This window comes from Ruegeria sp. HKCCA5839 (assembly GCF_013035585.1).
GTDB lineage: Bacteria > Pseudomonadota > Alphaproteobacteria > Rhodobacterales > Rhodobacteraceae > Ruegeria.
Genome location: NZ_WQIE01000002.1, coordinates 411,738 through 433,104, shown reverse-complemented (window position 1 = coordinate 433,104; position 21,367 = coordinate 411,738). Strand labels below are relative to the sequence as shown.

Genomic DNA, 21,367 nt, shown 5'->3' with positions numbered 1-21,367 from the left:
CCTTTTTTAGTACCGTCTTGTTCTGAGTACAGAAACCTCGATCCGCATTGGCACCGAAATGGTCAGGCCCGCCCTGTCGTGAAATTCCTATAAGCCGATGGCGACATTCCAGTCCATTTGCGGAAGGCCCTCGAAAACGCGGTAGGGTCTGCGTAGCCAAGTCGCAGCGCAGTCTCACCAACGGATTTCCCTGCCGGACCCAACAGCTTCTTTGCCTCTTCCAATTTGATGCCAGATATGACCTGAGAGGCGGATTGCCCGTAAGGGGCCAGCCGATTGTTCAATGTCTCGCGGTGGAACCCGCATAGGCGCGCCAGTTCGTCTACACCAAATCCCGGCTCGCCAAGATGAATCCGGATCAGGCTCTGAAGCCCGGTTAAGAAATCTTGCGGTGCGTGCAGGTCAGGGTCGGTGTTTGTCAGGTCTGAGGGGTTTTCCAGTGCGTCCGGGTGCAACTGGCGGCTAAGCCAGATAGAAGGAAACCGGATCGAAAAACCCTGTGGGCTGCATTTGATGGCTTGGACACCATGAAAGTGCCTGGGCAGCACGTCAGGTTCGCTTACCCGTAAAATGATCTGGCTTGGGTCCCACCTGAAATCCATAACCCGGTGCAATAACGATATCCAAATGCTTGCCAGAAATGCGTCGGTCTGCCCTGGCGAAACCGAAATCTTGAATTTCCGCTTGGCGCTGAAATAAGCGTGCTCGTTTTCCACAAGCAGCGATTGCGTGACCGCATTGGATTCTTTCGAGACAGCTTGAGTGTAGCGCGTGAAGAAGTCGCCCAGCGTCAATGCTGCGGCCAAAGTGTCACCAAGAGGCAGGAACCGGACAAGGTCAATTGATTGACCGACTTGCGCGCAGAAGTCTGGTGAAGTTGAGTCAGCAACGGCTTGATGGATTTTATAGATCGTCTCGTGTGGCAGGAAATTCTGGCGATCCATCACTTGGGACTCGCTCACGCCCAAAGGGTTCAGAACAGAATCCGGTTCTACACCGGCGCCACGCAAAGCGGCGACCACAGGCGCAGCAACCGATGCCCTGACCAGCGGCAAGGTCTTCTTGGTATTTTGCTCAAATACGTCCATGTCGCCCTCAGATATCATGGATTTCACGACAGAAAGACAGCAAACACACAAAAAAGGCGCCGAGAACTTGCAGAATGCCAAATCTTTTTGGCACAGCCTGTCATGCTGTCAGGCAATATCCGGCGATCATTCTAAAATCACATTCAGTAATCTACATCTGTGATTCGTATTTGGAGGGCTCAATGACGCCGAAATTCAAACGCTTGGTGGCCACCACGGCTTTTTCTGCAAGCCTTGTAATCGCGGGCCACGGTTTTGCGCAGGAAGAGAGCTTTCCCATCCTCTTTACAAACGTGCACGTGTTCAACGGCGTCGATGAACAGCGAATTGAAAACGCAAACGTTCTGGTCGTGGACAACCTGATCGCAGAAGTATCGTCGGAACCCTTGGCCGTTGCCAATGCCCAGATCATTGATGGTGGTGGTCGCACTCTGATGCCGGGCCTGATCGACGCACATGTACATATGACGGTCACGGAACCGGTGGCGGACCTGCGCGATAACTTCGACTGGATGTACTGGGGTGCAGTTTCGACGATTGAAGCCGAGAAAATGCTGCTACGGGGTTTCACCACTGTTCGGGATGCAGGTGGTCCTGCAATTGGTCTGCAAAAAGCGATTGATCGGGGTAAGGCCGTTGGCCCGCGTATCTACGCCTCTGGGCCTGTGATCTCGCAAACCTCGGGGCATGGAGAACATCGTGTCTACACCGAGCCCCACCCCAACTTCATGGGGGCGCAACCATCCTTCTTTAACCAGCACTTGGAGTTCCTGGCCGATGGCGTGCCGGAAACACTGCGAGCGACCCGCGAAGCCCTGCGCCTTGGAGCTGTCCAGATCAAGGTGATGGCTGGCGGAGGGGTCTCCTCTCAGGTTGATCCGTTACACACCGTTCAAGGTCTGCCGGAAGAGCTTGAGGCTTCTGTCCGGGCCGCTGCCGATTGGGGAACCTATGTAATGGTTCACGCCTATACGGACGAATCCATCGTGCGCTCGATTGAGGCAGGTGCGATCAGCATTGAACATGGACAACTGATGACCGAAGTCGGGGCTCAAGCGATCAAGGACGCGGATGCCTGGATTGTTCCGTTCTATTCTCTTCTGGGGATCGACGAGCAAACCATTGTTACTGCACTTGGGCCTGGGTCCGCCGAAAAATTCCTCAGCGTGCAAGCGGGCGCGCGAAAACAGATGCAACTGATTAAAGATTTCGGGATCGAGAACGTGGCTTTCTCGACGGACATTATCGGCGATCCCGTCGCGCTGACCAAGCAGAACGATGAGTTCAAGTATCGGCTGGAGGCATGGACTTCACACGAAATCCTGCAACAAGCCACGTCAAAATCGGCCGCACTTCTGGCACTTTCAGGAAAACTCAACCCCTACACAGCAGGCCCGCTGGGTGTGATCGAACAGGGCGCATACGCCGATCTGCTGCTTGTTGAAGGAAACCCGGTAGAAGATGCCGAGATTCTGGTCGACTACACCAACAACATCGACCTCATCATGAAAGATGGCGTGATCTACAAGAATACACTCGATTGAGTGTCGCGCGGGGTGAATTTACCTCGACATCCCGCGCCCCCTTAGCTTGACAAATGGGAGTACTGACACGTGAAAACACTGGCCTCACTGACAGCAATCGCTGGATTTGTTTCCTTGGCGACAAGCGGCGCGTTGGCGCAGGACGCGCTCCCGCAAACCTTGTTCACCAATGTGCATATCTTTGACGGAATTAGTGAAGAGCGGATCGAAAACGCGAATGTGCTGGTTGAAGGCAATCTCATAAAGACAGTCTCGACTGACGGTATTGATGCACCCGATGCGACGCTTGTTGACGGGGGCGGGCGCACGCTGATGCCAGGATTGATTGACAGTCACGTGCATCTCTACGCTACAGGTCTCGTGCAATCCTTCTCGGGTCTTCAGGCCGCCAAATGGGATCAGATCGGGGCCACAGCGGCTGAAAATGCCCGCGACTATCTCTACGATGGTTATACCACGGTGCGGGATACCGGCGGTATGGGATCAGGTCTGCGTGAACTGATAGACAAGGGGATTGTAGACGGGCCACGTATCTATGCGTCAGGCGCCGCCATCGGCCCGACATCCGGGCATGGTGACTGGCGAAACCCCGAGCAGCGAACCTTCAACATGGGGTCGGACGACGTCGCCAATACGTTCAACCTGTCCTATATTGCTGATGGTGCCGAAGAAATCCGGAAGGCATCGCGGCTTAACTTCGCGCACGGGGCGAGTTTCCTGAAACTGATGGCCGGGGGCGGTGTGTCATCCGAGCTCGACCCGCTCTGGTCCGTTGCCTATAACGTTGATGAGATTTCGACAGCGGTCGAGGCTGCGTCGTTCTTTGATACCTATGTGACTGTCCACGCATATACGGACGAAACGGTCACAATGGCTCTGGACGCTGGCGTCAAGTCACTGGAGCACGCTCAGATGGTGAGCGAGGAGACCGTCAAACGCATTGCGGATGAAGGTATCTTCTGGGCCCTGAATGTGGCTGGAATGGATCCCGCGCTGCTCGACCATCCGAATTTCTCGATGCCGACGGTGAAACCGAAGCTGGAAGAATATCTCGTCGGCTCAGAAAACGTCATTGAGTACATCAAGAAATACAAACCCAAGATCGTGCATAACGTCGACACCGTGCTGTCCACCATAGGGTTTGGCCGCGCACACCGGGACTTTGAAAAGTACTATTTCGCTGAATTGCTGGGGAACCACGCTTTCCTGGTTGCAGCGACCTCGACTGGCGGTGAACTCGCCCAACTGACAGGACGGCGGAACCCTTATCCCAACAAACTGGGCGTGATCGAAGATGGGGCCTATGCCGACATCCTGATCGTCGACGGAAACCCGCTGGAGGATTTGTCGGTTCTTGGCGCAAATCCGAAGTGGTTTGATGCACCTGCGCGTGATCGAGGGTTCGAGACCATTCGTGTGATCATGAAAGACGGCGTCTTCTACAAGAATACACTCGAATGAGCAGAGTATGCGGAAAACTGGCCCCTGCGCCTTGCGCAGTCGATACTGAACAAGAGAGCGACCCATGAACAAGGTAATCGCAGCAACTCTTTGCGCAGTTGGGATTGGTGTTTCCGGAGCAGCAGCGGAGGAGTCTCACAGCCGATACTATCTGGGGATCGGGGAACCAAACCCCGATGCCTGGCAAATCATGATCGACAATCCGACCGACCGGGAAAAGGATATGGGTGCAGCGCTCGCCGCAATAGGCGGTGAGATGATCAGCTATTTCTGGGGACTGGCCGATGGCAAGAACTATATCACTGTCCGTATCCCGGACGATCCGGGCATGGTGCAGGCCATGTATATCTCGCGTCTAAGCCAAGGGGTTCTGAAAGACTACACCTTCATCGAACTGATGACGAGCGCGGATATGGTTGAAGCCCTGAAGCGCGTGCCGGAATTTTCAACTCCGGTTGAATGAAGCCGGAAAGCAAAGGAACAATCTATGAAGATCGCATACGGAATTCTTGCAGCCTTAGCAGCTGTGCTTTTCATACTTGGAGGCAGCGATGCCTATGCCAAAGACAACAAGGGTAAAAAGCTGAACAAGGGGGGCAAGAACGGTGATGTCAGCATTCAGATAGAAGACAAACCCGGCAAAGGCCCAAAGGCTGTGCCACCTGGACAGATCAAGCGCTACACACGCGGTGCCAAGCTCCCATCTGACCTGGAGTTCGAAGATATTGGGGACCTTTCCAAATGGAAGCTGGGGGAGCCGGGCAAAGGAAACCGCTACATTCTGGTCGATGACGAAGTGCTCGAAGTTACGAATGACCTGTCTACCGTGGTCGATGCGGTCGGCATCGTCGGTGATCTTCTCAACTAGACGAAAGTACGATGTTTCAGGGCAAGAACTACCTCGTTTGTCCTGATGCTGGCCGGGGCGATCATTTTGTGAACCCCGGCCCAAGTTCAAAACCCGGATCCGAGGCGCTACGATGATGAAGGCCCTTCTTGTTCTTTTTGCGCTTGCTACTTTTTCGTCAGCACGCGCCCTACTCGCGCAGGAAAACGGTGCAGCAGACGTCCCGCAAACAATACATTTTGAGGGCTATGTGCAGCCCAGTCGCGAAGCAGAACTGTCGCCCTTGGTGGACAACGTGGTCACCCGAATAGCGTTTCATGCAGGTCAATACGTTCATGAGGGCGATCTACTGTTCGAGTTTGGCAAAAAGGGTCCCTTCATCGAAATGCGGCTCAGCGAAACAGCTCTGAAGGATGCGAAAGCCCAACGCATGCTCGCGGATGCGGAATTGGGACGGAAAACGGAGCTTTATCTGAAAGACCTGATACCGGAAGCAGAGTTGCAACTTGCTCAGGTGAACCGCGATCTTGCTGAAATCGCAGCGGAAAGGGCCGGCCTCGCTTATGAAGGCGCACAGCTCGCCTATAGCTTCACCGAGTTACATGCGCCTTTTTCGGGGATTATCAGCCAACCGCAAGTCAAGCAGTACCAGTATCTGAGCACCGAACGACGGGGGGACGAAACGCTGGCGATCCTGTCAGACATCGACCCGGTCTACGTGGTCGTCAAAGTGCCCTACGAGGAATTCATCAAACGGAGTCAGATATTTGAATCAGATGCCGAGGCGTTTGAGGGGCTCAGCCTGTCTTTGCAGATGCCAGACGGACAATTGTACCCCTACGAGGGACATTACTTTGGTGGGGCATTCACGGTTAATCCCAAAACGCAGCTCATGGATATTTGGGCCGAGTTCCCGAACCCCGATTTGCTGCTTCGACCAGGAGCAAAAGTCACCGTCATTTCGAGTCTGAGGAACTGAATGATGACCCGTCGGAGTAAGCGGCCTGTTGTCCAGTCCTGCCTATGATTGAGGAGCATATGACAATGCGTTTTTCTTTTGCAGTTATCGCCGCGTGCTTATTGGCATTGCCGGCTCATTCGGAAGTTAAACGTATCGAATGGGCAGACTTGATCGATGAAACTGCTCAAAACTACGAAGATCCATTCGTCGAATTGACGGGCAAACAGCTTAACGCGCTTCGCAAATTGGTCCGTTTACGCGCGCAGCTAGAGAAAGGCGGGGCAACGCCAGAACAGCTGGGCCAGATTCAAGTGGATATCGAGGCGACTGAAACAACCCTAGCTGAGGAAGGCGTTGATGCGGACTGGCTGATTTCCCAACGCTGGGTTGTGATGGAAAGACGTCAGAAGGCGGGCACGGCCGCCAACGTCGACATCGATGGCGTGACCATTTCATTGGGGGGATTCGTGATCCCGGCCCCCCGTGACGAAGATGGTTCCCAAATGGCATATATCGTGCCTGAACGTGGAATGTGCAGCCACGTGCCACCTCCGCCACCAAACCAGATGGTGCGTTTGCGCCTCAGCGATTCCTGGGCGCCCTCGACAGTCTACGAGCCCATCGTTGTAACAGGTCAAATCAGGATCGACCCGACGCAGAAGGAAATGCTGGTTGTTGATGGTCCCGTCCTCATGAATGCTGCGTTCACTTTGGAGGTCGATGACGTGCAGACTTTTGGACCAAACCAGACTTCCGAGGAAGCGACAACCAACAGGGCAAGTGTGCTGACTGGAAGGATCAAAGCGACTGGCGGGGCAACCAGAGACGATTAGTGGCACGTCCTCCTTGAGCTAAGCACGGTTGAGAACACACGTTCGGCCCGCTGAGTTTAATATCTGCTCGTGAGAGACGGAACGGCGAACGCGGCAGCAAGATCATAAGTCCCAGCGAACGCATCCTCGTTCCTTTTCGCAAACATTAAGATAATTCGCTAATTAACGCCCAAAGAAATCGGCGACGGCTGCTCGAACAAATTTGCGTTGGTCTTGTCGCAGGTGATCCGTTTGACAGTGCCAACAATCCATTGATTATGTGCGCATGACCAAAGCTCAACGACCGCCAAAGCCAAAACCCATTCCTTACATTCCAGAGCCGGACCGCTATGAGCGGATGATCTATCGGCGATGCGGGCGGTCGGGTGTGAAGCTTCCTGTTGTCAGCTTGGGCCTGTGGCATAATTTCGGTGCGGATTCGACGCACGAAAACAAGCGCGCCATGTGTCGGACCGCGTTTGATCATGGGATCACTCACTTTGATCTGGCGAACAATTACGGTCCGCCACCCGGTTCAGCGGAAGAGGCATTTGGCGAGATCCTCAAAACGGATTTCGCGGGTTACAGGGATGAACTGATCATTTCCTCGAAGGCCGGCTACGACATGTGGCCGGGGCCCTACGGCGAATGGGGGTCGCGCAAATACCTCATTGCGTCCTGTGATCAATCACTCGCGCGAATGGGGCTTGATTACGTCGACATCTTTTATTCCCACCGTTTCGACCCCGACACCCCGCTCGAAGAGACGATGGGCGCCTTGGATCATATCGTGCGGTCGGGCCGCGCGCTCTACGCGGGTATTTCGAGCTACAACTCCCAACGCACACGCGAGGCGGTGAAGATTCTCAACGACCTTGGGACACCTTGTCTGATTCACCAGCCTTCTTACAATTTGCTCAACCGGTGGGTGGAGCGGGACGGTTTGCTCGATACGCTGGGCGATCTTGGGGTAGGATCGATTGCATTCACGCCACTGGCACAAGGCATTCTGACGTCAAAATATCTGCGCCAAATTCCGGATGGCAGCCGTGCCACGCAAGGAAAGTCGTTGCTCGATGGCATGATCAACGAGCGGTCCCTGGCAAGTGTCCGTGCTCTGAACGACATGGCCGAAGCACGTGGTCAGACTCTGGCGCAAATGGCTCTGGCCTGGGTGCTTCGGGGCGGACGGGTGACGACCGCTCTGATTGGTGCGTCCCGGCCGGAACAGATCGTAGATTGCGCGGGCGTCGTTGATAATCTCGACTTCAGCGCCGACGAGTTGCAAAAGATCGATGAAATCAGTTCGGAAGAAGATATCAATTTGTGGGCGCGGTCGTCAGAGACAGAATGACCATCTTTGAACGTTCGCAAAACTGAGGGCCTTTGGAGCATACGATCTTTGGCAGGTCGAACGTTTGTAGTGCGACCAACCAGCTATCAAGAGCGGTCGGCCCAGAGCTACCTTTCTCATGGTTGGTCGATGCTGCAGTCGCACCCCGTATCGCTGACACTCGTCGGACTTGCTCTTGTTCAATGCTGTTAGTTTTCTGTAGCGTGCGACAAAGCGGACATCGCAGTTCGCCACACAAATGGCTGCATCGCTCTCCTCGCTGTAGCAGCCAAAACAAAAAAAGCGGGGATCGAACCTTCCCAGCGTCTACGGGTGCAGAGCGCTATCCGGATCTACAACCCAAGCTGCAAGACATTCTGGGCGCTGCGGACCCAGGCACTGTGCAGCTTACCGACATCGATTCTAATGCGGTGGACCGTAGGAGCTGTCGCGCAAGCGTCGGATCCAAAGATGAGCAAGCGAAGCTTGAAACCTTTTCAAGCCTCACTTGAATTGAAGATGCAGCTCGGGAAACAGCTCTTGAATTCGGTTCGATAGTCCTTGTAGGGCGCTGCCAACTGCGCCACGCGGGCCGAAGTGTTATTCCAGATGCGCCGTCGCCTCGATTTCGACTTTCGCACGATCCTCGACCAAACCCGCTACGACCACCATCGACATCGCCGGGAAGTGCTTTCCAAACACCTCGCGATAGGCTTGCCCGACCTCTTTTTGCGCTTCGAGGTATTCTGATTTGTCGGTCACAAACCACGTCAGACGCGTCACGTCCTCAACCCGCCCGCCTGCCGTCTCTACAATGGTACGGATGTTCAAAAGAGCCTGACGCATCTGATCGATGAAGCCATCTCCGACAAATCTCTTTTCGGCATCCCATCCGATCTGACCGCCAATGTGCAAGGTGCCGTCCTTGGTCAACACACCGTTTGCGTACCCCAAGGCGGGCAACCAACCTTCTGGTTGAACGACTTTATGTGGCATCAAGCTTCTCTTTTTCTTGTTCGAGTTTCTTTGCGACGTGCGGCGGCCACTTGTCTGGACGCCCATGTGCGTCGACATTGACCAGCGTTCCGGTGGTCTCAAATCGCAGTGCCTCGCCCGCATGTCCGGTCATTTTGTAGCGCGCCGATGTGCGCCCCAGGTGGACAATGCGTAAACGCAGCGTCAGGTGATCGCCGTGGCGGCTTGGTGCCGCGAAACGTGTTTCGATCTGCGCCGTCGGGACCGCACCGGTTTTGTGCAGCGCCTCAAATGGGTGGTCCAAGACCTCGTCGAAGAACGCCTCGACGCAGTCGTTCATCATTTCAAAGTACCGTGGAAAGAAAACGATACCCGCAGGGTCACAATGTTTGAAAAGGACCTTTTGATGCATTTCGAATGCCATCACACCCCCACGTACTCATGAGTGATTTCCGGTGTCAGCTCGGTCATCTTCCCCGTCCAAACGGTATGCCCGCGGGCAAGGATCATCGCGCGGTCCGATACGGCCGAGAGTTCCCTGAGCGATTTATCGATCAATAGGATGGCCATGCCCGTCTCTGTCTTGATCCGGTTGATCGCGGCCCAGATTTCCTGGCGTACGATAGGGGCCAGGCCCTCTGTGGCTTCGTCAAGGATCAAAAGCTGCGGGTTGGTCATCAGCGCGCGACCGATGGCCAGCATCTGTTGTTCGCCACCCGAAAGCGACGCAGCCCGTTGGTGGCGCCGTTCGCCTAAGCGTGGGAAAAGGCCATCCACACCCTTCAAATCCCAAGGACCAGAGCGGGCGGCGGCAACAAGGTTTTCCTGAACCGTCAGATCTTTGAAACATCGTCGGCCCTCGGGGACCAGGCCGATCCCCAAACGAGCGACCTTGTAGCTTGGCAGCGCGTGCAGATCGTGCCCGGCAAACTGCAAACCGCCCTGCGACGGAATCATCCGGCAAATCGCCTTGACCGTCGTGGACTTTCCCATGCCGTTGCGGCCCATCAGGGCCAACACCTCGCCTGCGGCCAATTCCAGATCCACACCGAACAAAGCGGGGACCGGGCCATAGGCAGCTTTGAGATCATGAACGCGCAGCAAGCTCATGCCTCTTCTCCCAGATAGGCCTCTTTGACCTCTTTCGAGGCGCGGATTTCGTCGACCGTGCCGGTGGCGATCACGCGCCCGTAGACCAGCACAGAGATCCGGTCGGCCAGTGCAAAAACCGCATCCATGTCGTGTTCAACGAGCAGGATTGGCGCCTCCTCGCGCAGCCCATCCAGGAATGTGGTCATGGTCTTGGAGCCTTCGGTGCCAAGCCCCGCCATTGGTTCGTCCATAACAAAGGCTTTGGGGCCCAGCGTGAGCGCCACGGCGACTTCTAACTGGCGGCGTTGCCCGTGGCTGAGGTTGGCGGTGACCTGTTCAGCGTCGTCTGACAAGCCCACCCGGTCGAGGGCCGCCATGGCACGGTCCAGAAGGTCGGTGCGCCGCGCAGCCGATCGCCAGAACTGCCAGGGACGGCCCGACTGGCCAAGCGCACCCAAGAGCGCGTTTTCCAGAACCGTATCCTCCATCGCCAGCGCGGAGATCTGGAAGGTCCGGCCCAGCCCTGCCTGCGCGCGGGCAGCTGTGCTCAACCCCGAGACATCGCGGCCCGACAGGTGAACAGACCCCGCATCAGGTTGCAGCCCACCGCAGATCTGCGCGATCAGCGTCGATTTGCCCGCACCGTTGGGGCCGATGATGGCGTGGATTTCACCAGGGCGTAGATCAATAGAAACATCATCCGTGGCCTTCAGCGCGCCAAAGCTCTTGTGCAGATTGCGGGTTTCGAGGACAGCTTCAGACATGCGGCCCCGCCTTTCCGGTCAGAATGCCGACCACTCCGCCCCGCGCAAAGAGCACGATCAGAAGCAGGATCACCCCAAGCCAGACGTGCCAAAAATCGGTGAACGCGCCAAGGAAGTGCTCGAGTGTTACAAACAGTGCTGCTCCGATGACAGGCCCCATCAGTCGTCCTACTCCGCCGATGATGATCAGAACGATCAACTCGCCGGACAGCTGCCACGAAAACATTGTGGGACTGACAAAACGGTTGAGATCAGCAAACAGCGCGCCCGCCAGCCCCGTAATCGCCCCCGAGATCACGAAGGCCAGCAATTTCAATCGCATCGGATTGAGCCCCACCGTCTCGACTCGCGCTGGACTTTGGCGGGCCGCGTTCAGCGCCAGACCAAAGGGTGACTTGCGTAGCTTCCAGTGGACAAAGAGCGCCGCGCAAAGGGCCGCAAAGCACAACCCAAAGAACTGGATAGGGACCAGGGTGTTCAGGCCGGGGAAGCCATTTCGCACGTAGATCGACAAACCGTCCTCGCCGCCGTACGCACTCCACGAGATGGAGAAGAAGAAGAACATCTGGCCGAAGGCCAGCGTGATCATGATGAAGTAGACACCCGTCGTGCGCAGCGAGAGAAGGCCGATGACAAAGGCAGCCAGGGCCGAAACGATGATCGCCGTCAGCCATATGATCGGCATGGACTTGGTCCCGGCGATGGTGAACATCCCCAGCTCAAGCGGGGTAAAGGTCTGGGTGTGATGGGCCAGAATGCCCATTGCATAGCCGCCAAGCCCGAAAAAGGCCGCATGGCCAAGGCTGACCAATCCACCGATCCCAAGCGCAATGTTAAGACCAACGGCAGCGAGCGCCAACAACACAGCGCGGGTGGCCAACGTAATGGTAAAGGGCTCGTCCGCGCTCAGCGCCCAAAGCGGTACCACAAGAAAACCCGCAAGAACGATCCAGTTGATATAGCTTTCCCGGATCATGCTCGCGCTCCGAAAAGGCCGGTCGGTCGCCAAATCAACACGAGGCTCATCAATACATAGACTGCCATGGATGCTAGGGCCGACCCAGTCTGTGTGGCCGCACCGGTCTCCATGAAGAGTTTGAACAACTGTGGCAGGAATATACCGCCAAGAGTGTCGGTCAAACCCACAAGGATCGCGCCAATAAAGGCGCCCTTGATCGATCCGATCCCACCGATCACGATCACGACAAACGCCAGGATCAACACCGGCTCACCCATGCCGACTTGTACAGATTGAATTGCCCCCACAAGCGCGCCCGCGAGCCCCGCAAGAGCAGCACCCAGAGCAAAGACGATTGTGTACAACTTCGAGATATCGACACCGAGAGCGGCGATCATTTCGCGGTCATTTTCGCCTGCGCGGATTTGAATGCCGATCCGTGTCCGCGCCGTTAGCCACCAAAGGCCAATCGCGACCGATAAACCGACACCAATCAACACGAGACGGTACAGCGGGTATTGGATGCCTCCCGGCAAACGAATTGGCCCGGACAGATAACTTGGCACGTCAAGGAACAGGGGGAACGAGCCAAAGATCCATCTGGTTCCCTCTGAGAAAATCAAAATCAAGGCGAAGGTGGCAAGAACCTGATCCAGGTGCGGCGCCTTATAGAGCCTTCGGATCACGACTATCTCGACAATGGCGCCCGCCAACGCTGCAGCGGCAAGTGCTGCCACCAATGCCAACAGGAAAGATCCCGTGGCGCCGGCCACCGCGGCTGCCGCAAAGGCACCGACCATGTAAAGCGACCCATGGGCCAGATTGATCAGCCCCATGACCCCAAAGATCAGGGTCAACCCGGCTGCCATCAAGAACAGCATAATGCCGAACTGCAGGCCGTTCAGGATCTGTTCGATAATCAAGATAGTGGACATGATACGATTTCCGTCCCGGACTTGATCCGGGATCCTTGGGCAGTGGAAAGCGGTGGCCCCGGGTCAGCCCCGGGGCCTTGCCTGACTACATCTTGCAGTCGCCAGCATAGGCGTCTGCGTGGTTTTCCAACGCGGCGCCCAACAGCTTGTTGGTAAAGACATCTCCTTCCTGCACAACTTCGCGGGCATAGATGGTCTGTATCGGGTGATGGTTTGGACCGAAGACAAAGTCGCCACGGGTGCTATCGAAATCGGCCGCGCGCAGGGCCTCGCGAAAAGCATCCGCGTCATCGGGGCTGGCCACGTCCAGCGCCGACAGGATCAGGTTGGCTGTGTCGAACCCCTGGCTGGCATAGAGCGAAGGAAGACGGCCATACTCTGCCTGAAAACTCTCGACAAAAGCCGCGTTGGTCGCGTTGTCGAGATCCTTGTTCCACTGCGAGGTGTTCACGACCCCCAAAGCCGCGCCGCCGACGGCCTGCAGAATGCCTTGGTCAAAGCTGAAGGCTGGCCCCACAACCGGTAGGTCCACGCCGCTGTCGGCGTATTGCTTGAGAAAAGAGATCCCCATGCCGCCGGGCAGGAAGAAGAACACACTATCGGCCCCTGAGGCACGGATCTGCGCGATCTCGGCCGCATAGTCAGTTTGACCAAGCTCGGTATAAAGTTCGCCCGCCAACTCGCCTTCAAAGAACCGTTTATAGCCCGTGAGTGCGTCTTTACCCGCCGGATAATTCGGCGCGAGGATAAAGCTGTTGCCATAGCCCGCACTGTTGGCATAGGCCCCAGCGGCCTCATGCAGGTTGTCGTTTTGCCACGCCACGTTGAAGTAATTCGGATGGCAGCCCTGTCCCGCCAAAGCCGATGGTCCGGCGTTCGGTGAAAGATAGAACACCCCCTGTGCCGTCGCAGCCGGCACCACGGCCATCGCGAGGTTGGACCAGATGATGCCGGTCATGATATCGACCTTCTCTGATTGGATCATCTTGTCCGACAATTGCACTGCGATGTCAGGCTTGCGCTGGTCATCTTCGATCACGACTTCCACGTCGTCACGGCCCGATTGTGAAATTGCCAGCATAAAGCCATCGCGTACGTCGATGCCCAGCCCGGCACCCCCGCCCGAAAGCGTGGTTATCATGCCAATCTTGGTGTCGGCCACAACAGGTCCCGCAAGAGCTGTCGCTGCCAGCGCAGCAACTAGTACCTTTTTCATATCTTTTTCCTTCCTGTTTTGGTTCAGAATGCCGAAAATGTTAGTGTTGTGAGTGTACGTTCGATGCCCTCTATGGGGCTGATGTTATCGTTGATGAAACGCCCGATATCTTGTCCTTCAGGGACGTAGATTTTCAGAAGAAGGTCAAAATCGCCACTGGTTGAGTACATTTCGGAGTGAACTTCCTTCAACAAGATCGCATCTGCGACGGCGTAGGTCTTGCCGGGTTTGCAACGGATTTGAACGAATAGGCAGGCCATCTTGAACTCCTTTTTATCCCTTCAGTTTAAAACGCTGAATCTTCCCAGTCGCGGTTTTCGGCAACGCTGCACAGAAAACTAAAGATCTTGGATATTTAAAAGGGGCGATAGTCGCCTTCACATGTTCTTGCAAAATCTGCGTGATCTCTTCTCCTGGTGAAAAGCCATCCGCCAAGACAACATGCGCTTCGACGATGTGTCCGCGATCGGTGTCGGGCACACCGATGACAGCGCATTCAGATACCGCCTGATGAGACAAAAGGGCCGCCTCGACCTCGGGACCCGCGATGTTGTAGCCCGAGGATACGATCATGTCGTCGTTGCGCGCGGCAAAGTGGAAATAGCCGTTTTCGTCCCGCGAAAAGCTGTCGCCGGTGATGTTCCAACCGTCCTTGACATAAGCGCCTTGCCGGTCCCCACGCAGATAGCGGCAACCGGTTGGGCCACGGACTGCCAGGCGGCCCACTTCGCCATCTGGCACTGGATTGCCTACTGCGTCCACGACTTTGGCTTCGTACCCTGAAACCGGTTTGCCTGTGCATCCCGGGCGGTGATCGTCGAAACGGTTGGAGATGAAGATGTGCAACATCTCGGTGGCGCCAATTCCGTCAAGCATTGGCTTGCCGGTCTTCGCAATCCACTCATCATAGACCGGGGCGGGCAGAGTTTCGCCCGCTGATACCGCAGCGCGCAGTGACGACAAATCCGCGCCTTCATCCATTGCGCGCAACATGACACGATACGCTGTGGGCGCTGTGAACGAAACGGTCGCTTTATATTTCTGGATGATCTCGATCATATTGGGCGGGGTCGCTTGTTCCAGAAGGGTTGCCGTCGCACCGAAACGCAGCGGAAATATCGCCAGACCTCCGAGCCCAAAAGTGAAGGCAAGGGGCGGTGAACCGACAAATACATCATCCGGAACCACGCCTAGGACTTCTTTGGCATAGCCATCTGCGATGATCAGCAAATCCCGGTGGAAATGCATGGTCGCCTTAGGTGTACCGGTGGAACCGGAAGTGAATCCCAAAAGGGCCACATCGTCGCGACCGGTTCGCACGGCGTCGAAGTGTACTGGCTTCTCCAACGCCAACCGATCCAGCTCTGCATCGTGGTTTGAAGTGCCGTCAAACCCCATCACGCGCAGGCTGAGGCACGCACCTGCACAAAGCTCCATCTCGTCCATGAGGCGTGTGTCGCACAATGCGTAGGTGATTTCGGCCAGCTCGACATATTTCTGCAACTCACCAGCGCGCAGCATGGGCATGGTGTTTACCACCACCGCACCCGCCTTCGTCGCGGCCAGCCAACAAGCCACCATTGCCGGGTTGTTGGCCGACCGGATGAGCACACGGTTACCCGGTTCCACACCCAAATCCTCAACCAGCACATGGGCCAGTCGGTTGGTCCAGTCGGTCAGTTCCTTGTACGTGCGCTGGCGACCGTTTCCGATTAGGGCGGTGTGATCGCCAAAGCCTTTGGCAACCATAGCATCGGTCAACTCGACGGCTGCATTCAGCCTCTCTGGATAGGAAAACCCGTCAAGATTGAACTCCGGCCATTGATCTGCCGGAGGTAGATTGTCGCGCGTGAAAGTGTCGATATGCGCGGAGGGTCCCAACATCACGTACCTCCTCTCGCTGCACTCAAAGTCTCGCGCGCGATGATCACCTTCTGAACATCGCTTGCACCTTCATAAATTCGAAGCGCCCGAATTTCGCGGTACAGCGTTTCGACCGGCGTCCCGCTACGCACACCGTCGCCGCCAAAGAGCTGCACTGCCTTGTCGATAACCTGTTGCGCCTGATCCGTCGCAAAAAGCTTGGCCATAGCGGCTTCGCGCGTGATCCTTGGCGCGCCCGCATCACGGGTCCAGGCGGCGCGATAGATCAATAGCGCTGCCGCATCAATATCCACGGCCATATCCGCGATATGACCTTGAACCATCTGTAAATCGAATAATGGAGATCCCTGGACGTGCCGCGAGGTGACACGACCAAGGGCTTCATCAAGCGCTCGGCGGGCAAAACCCAATGCCGCCGCAGCTACGGTCGCCCGAAAAACGTCCAGCACGGACATCGCAATCTTGAACCCCTGCCCCGGCGCGCCGATCATCGCGCTCGCTGGTACGCGGCAATCGGTGAAGCGCAGCGTGGCCAGCGGGTGTGGGGCGATCGACTCCAGTCGCTCGACCACCTCAAATCCGGTCAAATCGGGGGTAACGATAAAGGCCGACATCCCCTTGGCACGCGGTGCCTCGCTGGTGCGGGCGAACAGCGAATAGACATCGGCAATCCCCCCATTCGATATCCAAGTCTTTTCCCCGTTCAGAACAAAGTCACCCCCGTCGCGCGTGGCCGTCATCGTATTGGCAGCCACATCCGAGCCAGAACCCGGTTCCGTCAAGGCAAAGGCCGAGATCGCCTGCCCGGCGCGGGTTTTAGGCAACCACGCCGCCTTTTGAGCCTCGGTTCCAAACAGGGTGATCGCGCCGGTGCCGAGGCCCTGCATCGCGAAGGCGAAATCCGCAAGCCCGTCGTGACGGGCCAGAATTTCACGCGCAAGACAAAGCTTGCGGACATCGAAAGCACCATCCTCGCTACTTGTCGGGCCAAGCGCACCAGCTTCGCCAAGCGCTGCCACCAACTGACGGCAGGCGGCATCGGTGTCTGTATGGTCAACGACCAGCGCGCCGGCCACGTCCTCGACATGGCGGGCCCAATCGCGGTGGCTGTCATCGAAAAAGGGCCAATGGAGAAAGCTCTGATCCGCCATCAGTCGCCCTCGAACACCGGTTTTTCTTTGGCGACAAAGGCATTGTAAGCGCGTCGGAAATCGTTGCCTTGCATACAGATAGCCTGCGCCTGTGCCTCGGCTTCGATGGCCTGATCAAGGCTCATGTTCCATTCCTGAGCCAACATGGTTTTGGTCATACCATTGGCAAAGGTCGGGCCAGCAGCGATCCGCTCTGCCAACGCCAGAGCGTCAGTCTCTAATGCATCCGCTGAACTGATAGAGTTGAAGAAACCCAAGCGTTCGCCTTCTTCGGCACGCAGGGTACGACCTGTATAAAGCAACTCAGCCGCGCGACCCTGACCAATGATTCGGGGCAGCATCGCGCAGGCCCCCATATCGCAGCCCGCAAGACCCACGCGATTGAACAGAAACGCTACTTTCGCGTCCGGACCTGCAATGCGCATGTCCGATGACATAGCCATGATCGCCCCGGCCCCAGCGCAGACCCCGTCCACGGCCGCGATCACAGGCTTTCCGCAATGAATCATTGCTTTGACCAGATCGCCCGTCATACGCGTGAAGGCCAAAAGATCTTTCATCGACATCTTGGTGAGCGGACCAATGATGTCGTGCACATCGCCGCCGGATGAAAAGTTGCCGCCGTTTGGCAGGATCACGACTGCATGCACATCGTCAGAATAGGCCAGCGCGCGGAACCAGTCGCGCATCTCAGCATAGCTGTCGAAGGTGAAAGGATTCTTGCGTTCGGGTCGGTCATGAGCGATGCGCGCAATGCCATTTTCGATGTCGCAACGGAAGTGTTTTGTCTCGCTCAGGGTCACGACGCGTCATCCTCTGTTCGTGCCTTTTCCAAAAGCCGAGACAGTGTCTCTGCTTCGTCCAGCGACAGCCCGCCAAGCAATTCGTCGACCCAAGCCTCATGGTGCTCAGCCAAAGTGTCAAAGGCCTGCTTCCCTTTTGGGGTCAGCCGCGCCAATTGCGCTCGACGATCTCCGGGGATCGCGACGCGCAGCGCCAATCCTTCTTCGGTCAGGCGGTCGACAATGCCGGTCACATTGCCGTTGGACACTTTCAGATACCCGGACAGATCGCTCATCTTCAGCCCATCTGGATGGCGCGACAGAGCCGCAAGCACGTCAAAACGCGGCAGGGTCGTGTCGTGTCCGTCGCGTAATCGCCGGCGCAACTCTGCCTCGATCCCGGCTGATAGTTTCAATAGCCGAAGCCAAAGCCGCAGCCGCGTTTTTGAGATTGGTTCTGGGATGGTTTTTGATTTTGCCTTCATATTTCACCTCCCGACATCGCAAGCGCATGGCCGTTGATGGACTTCGCTCCATCGGATGCAAGAAATAGAGCTGTTTCCGCCACCTCTGCGGGGGTCACAAGACGTCCTTGAGGGTTTGCAGAGGTCACCATTTTTGTGGCCTTTTCGCGGTCCACGTCGAACCGGGACATCAACCCTGTGATCGCGGTCTCTGCTAGATCGGTGTCTGTGAAGCCGGGACAGATCGCATTGCAGGTTATCCCGTCTTTGGCCGCATCAAGCGCAACCGCGCGGACCAAACCCAACACTCCGTGTTTTGCTGCGGTGTAGGCGGGGACTGATGGATTGCCCTTCAATGATGCGGTCGAGGCAATGGCAATCAAACGCCCGCCCGCGGACATGTCGCGCAAGGCTGCGCGGAAAGTCAGGAACGTGCCCGTCAGATTAACGGCCAGCGTGGTGTTCCAGTCTTCAAGCGAGGTTTCTCGGATTTTCACCGCAGAGCCACCACCGGCGTTCGCGATGACCACCTGAAAGGGTTTTTCAAAAAGCGCATTCACCTGCGCCTCGTTCGTGACGTCGGCTTCGACATGAGCCATTTTGCGCCCCTGCGCGGCGGCCTCGAGAACGGATGCCCGGCGTCCGGTGATCGTGACAGCGTCTCCCGCATCGGCAAATGCATGAGCAATAGCCTTGCCAATCCCGGTACCGCCGCCTGTCACCAGAACCCGCCTCATGCCTTTGTCACCTCAGCGTCTCGGTCGGCAAGTCGCCAGACCTGGTCACGTCCCGCAAGGTAAGGAAGCGGCCAGTCAGGTGCTGCGCGGTCGCCGATTTTGACGCCTTCACGCAGTGTCCAATACGGGTCAGCCAAATGCGGGCGTCCGACAGCCACCAGATCAGCCCGACCAGCCAACAAGATCGAGTTGGCGTGATCCGCCTCGTAGATATTGCCGACCGCCATGGTCTTCAGGCCTGTCTCATTGCGGATGCGATCGCTGAAGGGGGTCTGGAACATGCGGCCATAGACAGGCTTGGCGTCAATGCTTGTCTGTCCAGCCGAGACATCAATCAAATCAGCACCGGCCCCTGCAAACGCCTGAGCGATTGCAACAGCCTCTTCTGGCGTCACGCCCTGCGGACCCAACCAGTCGTTCGCCGAAATGCGCACCGACATTGGTTTGCGCTCGGGCCAGACCGCGCGCATTGCGCGGAAGACTTCAAGCGGCCACCGCAGACGGTTTTCAAGTGTGCCGCCGTAATCGTCAGTCCGGACGTTCGACACCGGCGAAATGAAGGACGAAAGCAGATAGCCGTGAGCCGCGTGCAGTTCGATCATGTCGAACCCTGCGCGTTCGGCCATTTCTGCCGATGCAACGAACTGGGCTGTGATTTCGTGCATTTCGTCACGCGTGATTTCGCGCGGAGTCGCGTTGTCTTTGGACCATGGGATAGCGGAGGCGCTGACGATATTCCAATTGCCTGCAGGCAATGGCGCATCCATCTGTTCCCAGCCCAACTGGGTCGAGCCCTTGCGACCGGAATGCCCTATCTGACAGCAAATTTTGGCGTCCGTCTCGGCATGGACGAAGGCCGTCAACCGCGCCCACGCGACCTCATGATCGGGCGCATAAAGCCCTGGACAGCCCGGTGTGATCCGCCCCTCTGCCGAGACGCAGGTCATTTCGGTGAACACCAAACCCGCGCCACCCTTTGCGCGCTCGCCATAATGCACCAGATGCCAATCTGTTGGGCAGCCATCAACAGCCTTGTATTGCGCCATCGGCGAGACCACGACACGCGACTTCAGAGACAAATCTCGCAATTTGAACGGCGCAAACATCGGCGTTCGCACAGGTGCGTCACCGGAAACACCAGATTGGTGCATGAACCAGCGCTCGGCACGTTCCAGCCAATCCTTGTCGCGTTCGCGCAGGTTCTCGTGGCTGATCCGCTGCGACCGGGTCAGCATGGAATAGTTCAGTTGCACGGGGTCGAGCACAAAGTATCGCTCTACCGTCTCGAACCATTCCATCGAATTGCGCGCGGCAGATTGCAGACGCAATACCTCCAGTCGCCGGTCTTCTTCGTACCGCGCAAAGGCGGTCTCCATATCGCGCTCGGCCTGCAACAAATCCGCAAGTGCAATCGCCGATTCCAGCGCTAGCTTGGTGCCCGACCCGATCGAAAAATGCGCCGTGGCTGCCGCATCGCCCAACAGCACGACATTGTCCTTATGCCACCGTTCGCACATCACCCGGGGGAAGCGCAGCCATGCCGAGCCGCGGATGTGATTTGCATTGGTCATCAACGGGTGCCCACCCAGGTGATCTTTGAAGATCTCCTCACAGATCGCGATGCTTTCCTGCTGACTCAGATCGGCAAACCCATAGGCGTCGAACGTCTCTTGCGTGCATTCCACAATGAACGTCGCGGTGTCTTCGTCGAACTGATAGGCGTGCGCCCATACCCAGCCCTTGTCAGTTTCTTCAAAAATGAAGGTGAAGGCATCATCGAACCTTTGATGGGTGCCAAGCCAGACAAACTGGCAGTGGCGCACGTCAATCTCTGGTTTGAATGTGTCCGCAAAATGTGCCCGAGTCTTTGAATTCAACCCGTCGCAGGCAACGACAAGGTCGTAGTCCTTGGCGTAGGTTTCGACACATTCAACCTCTGCCTCGAACTGCAGATCGACACCCAGTTCGCGCGCCCGGTCCTGCAACAGAAGCAGCAGCTTCTTGCGCCCAATGCCGCAAAACCCGTGGCCTGATGAAACCAGATGCTCGCCCTTATAACGCAGGGCTACATCGTCCCAATAGGCAAAATTCGCGCGGATGGCTGCAGCGCTTTTGGCGTCATTTTCAGCGAGGTTGTCGAGAGTTTCATCCGAAAGAACAACGCCCCAACCGAAAGTGTCATCGGCTTTGTTGCGCTCGAACACAGTGATCTCAAAACTCGGATCACGCAGCTTCATTGAAATTGCAAAGTAGAGGCCCGCAGGTCCACCACCTAAGCACGCAATTCGCATCTTCGTCGCCTTTTTCTCTCTGAAGGTAGCTTTCTCCATCTCCTATTTTATTTCAAGTATAAAATTTCAAAC

General features: G+C 56.6%; 22 protein-coding genes. 7 read left to right on the top strand and 15 right to left on the bottom strand.

The genetic code is table 11. From position 1 onward, the window contains the following. Positions 1–62 precede the first annotated feature (62 nt). Positions 63–1,088 carry an AraC family transcriptional regulator gene (locus tag GOV38_RS07695; RefSeq protein WP_171208713.1) on the bottom strand — a complete coding sequence of 342 codons (1,026 nt, stop codon included), beginning with the start codon at positions 1,086–1,088 and terminating at the stop codon, positions 63–65. A gap of 182 nt (positions 1,089–1,270) precedes the next feature. On the opposite strand from GOV38_RS07695, the gene GOV38_RS07690 reads away from it, so the two are divergent. The 7 genes from GOV38_RS07690 to mgrA all read left to right on the top strand — a co-directional run bounded on the left by GOV38_RS07690 (position 1,271) and on the right by mgrA (position 8,067). Next, entirely contained in the window at positions 1,271–2,632 is a 1,362-nt protein-coding gene (locus GOV38_RS07690; protein WP_171208712.1) for an amidohydrolase family protein, read from the top strand. Between the two features lie 69 nt (positions 2,633–2,701). Then, positions 2,702–4,093, top strand: a complete 1,392-nt coding sequence (locus tag GOV38_RS07685) for an amidohydrolase family protein (protein WP_171208711.1) — start codon at positions 2,702–2,704, stop codon at positions 4,091–4,093. A gap of 64 nt (positions 4,094–4,157) precedes the next feature. Further along, positions 4,158–4,556, top strand: coding sequence for a hypothetical protein (locus GOV38_RS07680; RefSeq protein WP_171208710.1), 399 nt, complete (start codon positions 4,158–4,160; stop codon positions 4,554–4,556). 24 nt (positions 4,557–4,580) lie between these two features. Then, a complete protein-coding gene (locus GOV38_RS07675) occupies positions 4,581–4,961 on the top strand; it encodes a hypothetical protein (RefSeq protein ID WP_171208709.1) in 381 nt (126 codons plus the stop codon). Positions 4,962–5,073: 112 nt separating this feature from the next. Further along, positions 5,074–5,919 carry an efflux RND transporter periplasmic adaptor subunit gene (locus tag GOV38_RS07670; RefSeq protein WP_171208708.1) on the top strand — a complete coding sequence of 282 codons (846 nt, stop codon included), beginning with the start codon at positions 5,074–5,076 and terminating at the stop codon, positions 5,917–5,919. Positions 5,920–5,984: 65 nt separating this feature from the next. Further along, entirely contained in the window at positions 5,985–6,734 is a 750-nt protein-coding gene (locus GOV38_RS07665; RefSeq protein WP_171208707.1) for a DUF3299 domain-containing protein, read from the top strand. A 265-nt stretch (positions 6,735–6,999) separates the two neighbouring features. After that, the gene (mgrA, locus tag GOV38_RS07660) at positions 7,000–8,067 is read left to right on the top strand and encodes an L-glyceraldehyde 3-phosphate reductase (RefSeq protein ID WP_174838628.1); all 1,068 of its coding nucleotides are present in this window, start codon (positions 7,000–7,002) and stop codon (positions 8,065–8,067) included. Between the two features lie 579 nt (positions 8,068–8,646). On the opposite strand, the gene GOV38_RS07655 is transcribed toward mgrA, so the two are convergent. The 14 genes from GOV38_RS07655 to GOV38_RS07590 form a co-directional block, all read right to left on the bottom strand. Beyond that, positions 8,647–9,042 carry a RidA family protein gene (locus tag GOV38_RS07655; RefSeq protein WP_171208706.1) on the bottom strand — a complete coding sequence of 132 codons (396 nt, stop codon included), beginning with the start codon at positions 9,040–9,042 and terminating at the stop codon, positions 8,647–8,649. Beyond that, complete coding sequence (locus tag GOV38_RS07650) at positions 9,032–9,433, bottom strand: thioesterase family protein (RefSeq protein WP_256368653.1); 402 nt, start codon at positions 9,431–9,433, stop codon at positions 9,032–9,034. Before GOV38_RS07650 ends, GOV38_RS07655 begins: the two co-directional genes overlap by 11 nt. A gap of 11 nt (positions 9,434–9,444) precedes the next feature. After that, positions 9,445–10,131: an ABC transporter ATP-binding protein gene (locus GOV38_RS07645; RefSeq protein WP_171131116.1), complete on the bottom strand. Its 687-nt coding sequence runs from the start codon at positions 10,129–10,131 to the stop codon at positions 9,445–9,447. Then, positions 10,128–10,877 carry an ABC transporter ATP-binding protein gene (locus GOV38_RS07640; RefSeq protein ID WP_171208705.1) on the bottom strand — a complete coding sequence of 250 codons (750 nt, stop codon included), beginning with the start codon at positions 10,875–10,877 and terminating at the stop codon, positions 10,128–10,130. Before GOV38_RS07640 ends, GOV38_RS07645 begins: the two co-directional genes overlap by 4 nt. After that, on the bottom strand, positions 10,870–11,853 hold the full coding sequence (locus tag GOV38_RS07635; RefSeq protein ID WP_171208704.1) for a branched-chain amino acid ABC transporter permease: 984 nt from the start codon (positions 11,851–11,853) through the stop codon (positions 10,870–10,872). Before GOV38_RS07635 ends, GOV38_RS07640 begins: the two co-directional genes overlap by 8 nt. Continuing rightward, positions 11,850–12,770, bottom strand: coding sequence for a branched-chain amino acid ABC transporter permease (locus tag GOV38_RS07630; protein ID WP_171208703.1), 921 nt, complete (start codon positions 12,768–12,770; stop codon positions 11,850–11,852). The genes GOV38_RS07635 and GOV38_RS07630 overlap by 4 nt, the downstream gene beginning before the upstream one ends. A gap of 85 nt (positions 12,771–12,855) precedes the next feature. After that, positions 12,856–13,986 (bottom strand): ABC transporter substrate-binding protein, encoded by a 1,131-nt coding sequence (locus tag GOV38_RS07625; RefSeq protein ID WP_171131125.1) that lies wholly within the window; start codon positions 13,984–13,986, stop codon positions 12,856–12,858. Positions 13,987–14,009: 23 nt separating this feature from the next. After that, positions 14,010–14,246 carry an Lrp/AsnC ligand binding domain-containing protein gene (locus tag GOV38_RS07620; RefSeq protein WP_171097995.1) on the bottom strand — a complete coding sequence of 79 codons (237 nt, stop codon included), beginning with the start codon at positions 14,244–14,246 and terminating at the stop codon, positions 14,010–14,012. 13 nt (positions 14,247–14,259) lie between these two features. Then, the gene (locus GOV38_RS07615; RefSeq protein ID WP_171208702.1) at positions 14,260–15,870 is read right to left on the bottom strand and encodes an AMP-binding protein; all 1,611 of its coding nucleotides are present in this window, start codon (positions 15,868–15,870) and stop codon (positions 14,260–14,262) included. Continuing rightward, a complete protein-coding gene (locus GOV38_RS07610; protein WP_171208701.1) occupies positions 15,870–17,021 on the bottom strand; it encodes an acyl-CoA dehydrogenase family protein in 1,152 nt (383 codons plus the stop codon). The genes GOV38_RS07615 and GOV38_RS07610 overlap by 1 nt, the downstream gene beginning before the upstream one ends. Continuing rightward, positions 17,021–17,824, bottom strand: coding sequence for an enoyl-CoA hydratase family protein (locus tag GOV38_RS07605; RefSeq protein WP_171208700.1), 804 nt, complete (start codon positions 17,822–17,824; stop codon positions 17,021–17,023). The genes GOV38_RS07610 and GOV38_RS07605 overlap by 1 nt, the downstream gene beginning before the upstream one ends. Beyond that, on the bottom strand, positions 17,821–18,288 hold the full coding sequence (locus tag GOV38_RS07600) for a MarR family winged helix-turn-helix transcriptional regulator (RefSeq protein WP_171131133.1): 468 nt from the start codon (positions 18,286–18,288) through the stop codon (positions 17,821–17,823). The genes GOV38_RS07605 and GOV38_RS07600 overlap by 4 nt, the downstream gene beginning before the upstream one ends. Continuing rightward, a complete protein-coding gene (locus GOV38_RS07595; protein ID WP_171208699.1) occupies positions 18,285–19,004 on the bottom strand; it encodes an SDR family NAD(P)-dependent oxidoreductase in 720 nt (239 codons plus the stop codon). The genes GOV38_RS07600 and GOV38_RS07595 overlap by 4 nt, the downstream gene beginning before the upstream one ends. Next, positions 19,001–21,295, bottom strand: a complete 2,295-nt coding sequence (locus tag GOV38_RS07590; protein WP_171208698.1) for a bifunctional salicylyl-CoA 5-hydroxylase/oxidoreductase — start codon at positions 21,293–21,295, stop codon at positions 19,001–19,003. Before GOV38_RS07590 ends, GOV38_RS07595 begins: the two co-directional genes overlap by 4 nt. Between the last annotated feature and the right edge of the window lie 72 nt (positions 21,296–21,367).

Bases quoted from the DNA above. Each gene is read 5' to 3' on its own strand.
- GOV38_RS07675 (WP_171208709.1), top strand. From the start codon at position 4,581: ATGAAGATCGCATACGGAATTCTTGCAGCCTTAGCAGCTGTGCTTTTC.
- GOV38_RS07625 (WP_171131125.1), bottom strand. From the start codon at position 13,986: ATGAAAAAGGTACTAGTTGCTGCGCTGGCAGCGACAGCTCTTGCGGGA.
- GOV38_RS07630 (WP_171208703.1), bottom strand. From the start codon at position 12,770: ATGTCCACTATCTTGATTATCGAACAGATCCTGAACGGCCTGCAGTTC.
- GOV38_RS07590 (WP_171208698.1), bottom strand. From the start codon at position 21,295: ATGCGAATTGCGTGCTTAGGTGGTGGACCTGCGGGCCTCTACTTTGCA.
- GOV38_RS07645 (WP_171131116.1), bottom strand. From the start codon at position 10,131: ATGAGCTTGCTGCGCGTTCATGATCTCAAAGCTGCCTATGGCCCGGTC.
- GOV38_RS07655 (WP_171208706.1), bottom strand. From the start codon at position 9,042: ATGCCACATAAAGTCGTTCAACCAGAAGGTTGGTTGCCCGCCTTGGGG.
- GOV38_RS07650 (WP_256368653.1), bottom strand. From the start codon at position 9,433: ATGCATCAAAAGGTCCTTTTCAAACATTGTGACCCTGCGGGTATCGTT.
- GOV38_RS07615 (WP_171208702.1), bottom strand. From the start codon at position 15,870: ATGTTGGGACCCTCCGCGCATATCGACACTTTCACGCGCGACAATCTA.
- GOV38_RS07635 (WP_171208704.1), bottom strand. From the start codon at position 11,853: ATGATCCGGGAAAGCTATATCAACTGGATCGTTCTTGCGGGTTTTCTT.
- GOV38_RS07680 (WP_171208710.1), top strand. From the start codon at position 4,158: ATGAACAAGGTAATCGCAGCAACTCTTTGCGCAGTTGGGATTGGTGTT.
- GOV38_RS07600 (WP_171131133.1), bottom strand. From the start codon at position 18,288: ATGAAGGCAAAATCAAAAACCATCCCAGAACCAATCTCAAAAACGCGG.
- GOV38_RS07610 (WP_171208701.1), bottom strand. From the start codon at position 17,021: ATGGCGGATCAGAGCTTTCTCCATTGGCCCTTTTTCGATGACAGCCAC.
- GOV38_RS07670 (WP_171208708.1), top strand. From the start codon at position 5,074: ATGATGAAGGCCCTTCTTGTTCTTTTTGCGCTTGCTACTTTTTCGTCA.
- GOV38_RS07665 (WP_171208707.1), top strand. From the start codon at position 5,985: ATGCGTTTTTCTTTTGCAGTTATCGCCGCGTGCTTATTGGCATTGCCG.
- GOV38_RS07695 (WP_171208713.1), bottom strand. From the start codon at position 1,088: ATGGACGTATTTGAGCAAAATACCAAGAAGACCTTGCCGCTGGTCAGG.
- GOV38_RS07690 (WP_171208712.1), top strand. From the start codon at position 1,271: ATGACGCCGAAATTCAAACGCTTGGTGGCCACCACGGCTTTTTCTGCA.
- GOV38_RS07595 (WP_171208699.1), bottom strand. From the start codon at position 19,004: ATGAGGCGGGTTCTGGTGACAGGCGGCGGTACCGGGATTGGCAAGGCT.
- mgrA (WP_174838628.1), top strand. From the start codon at position 7,000: ATGACCAAAGCTCAACGACCGCCAAAGCCAAAACCCATTCCTTACATT.
- GOV38_RS07620 (WP_171097995.1), bottom strand. From the start codon at position 14,246: ATGGCCTGCCTATTCGTTCAAATCCGTTGCAAACCCGGCAAGACCTAC.
- GOV38_RS07640 (WP_171208705.1), bottom strand. From the start codon at position 10,877: ATGTCTGAAGCTGTCCTCGAAACCCGCAATCTGCACAAGAGCTTTGGC.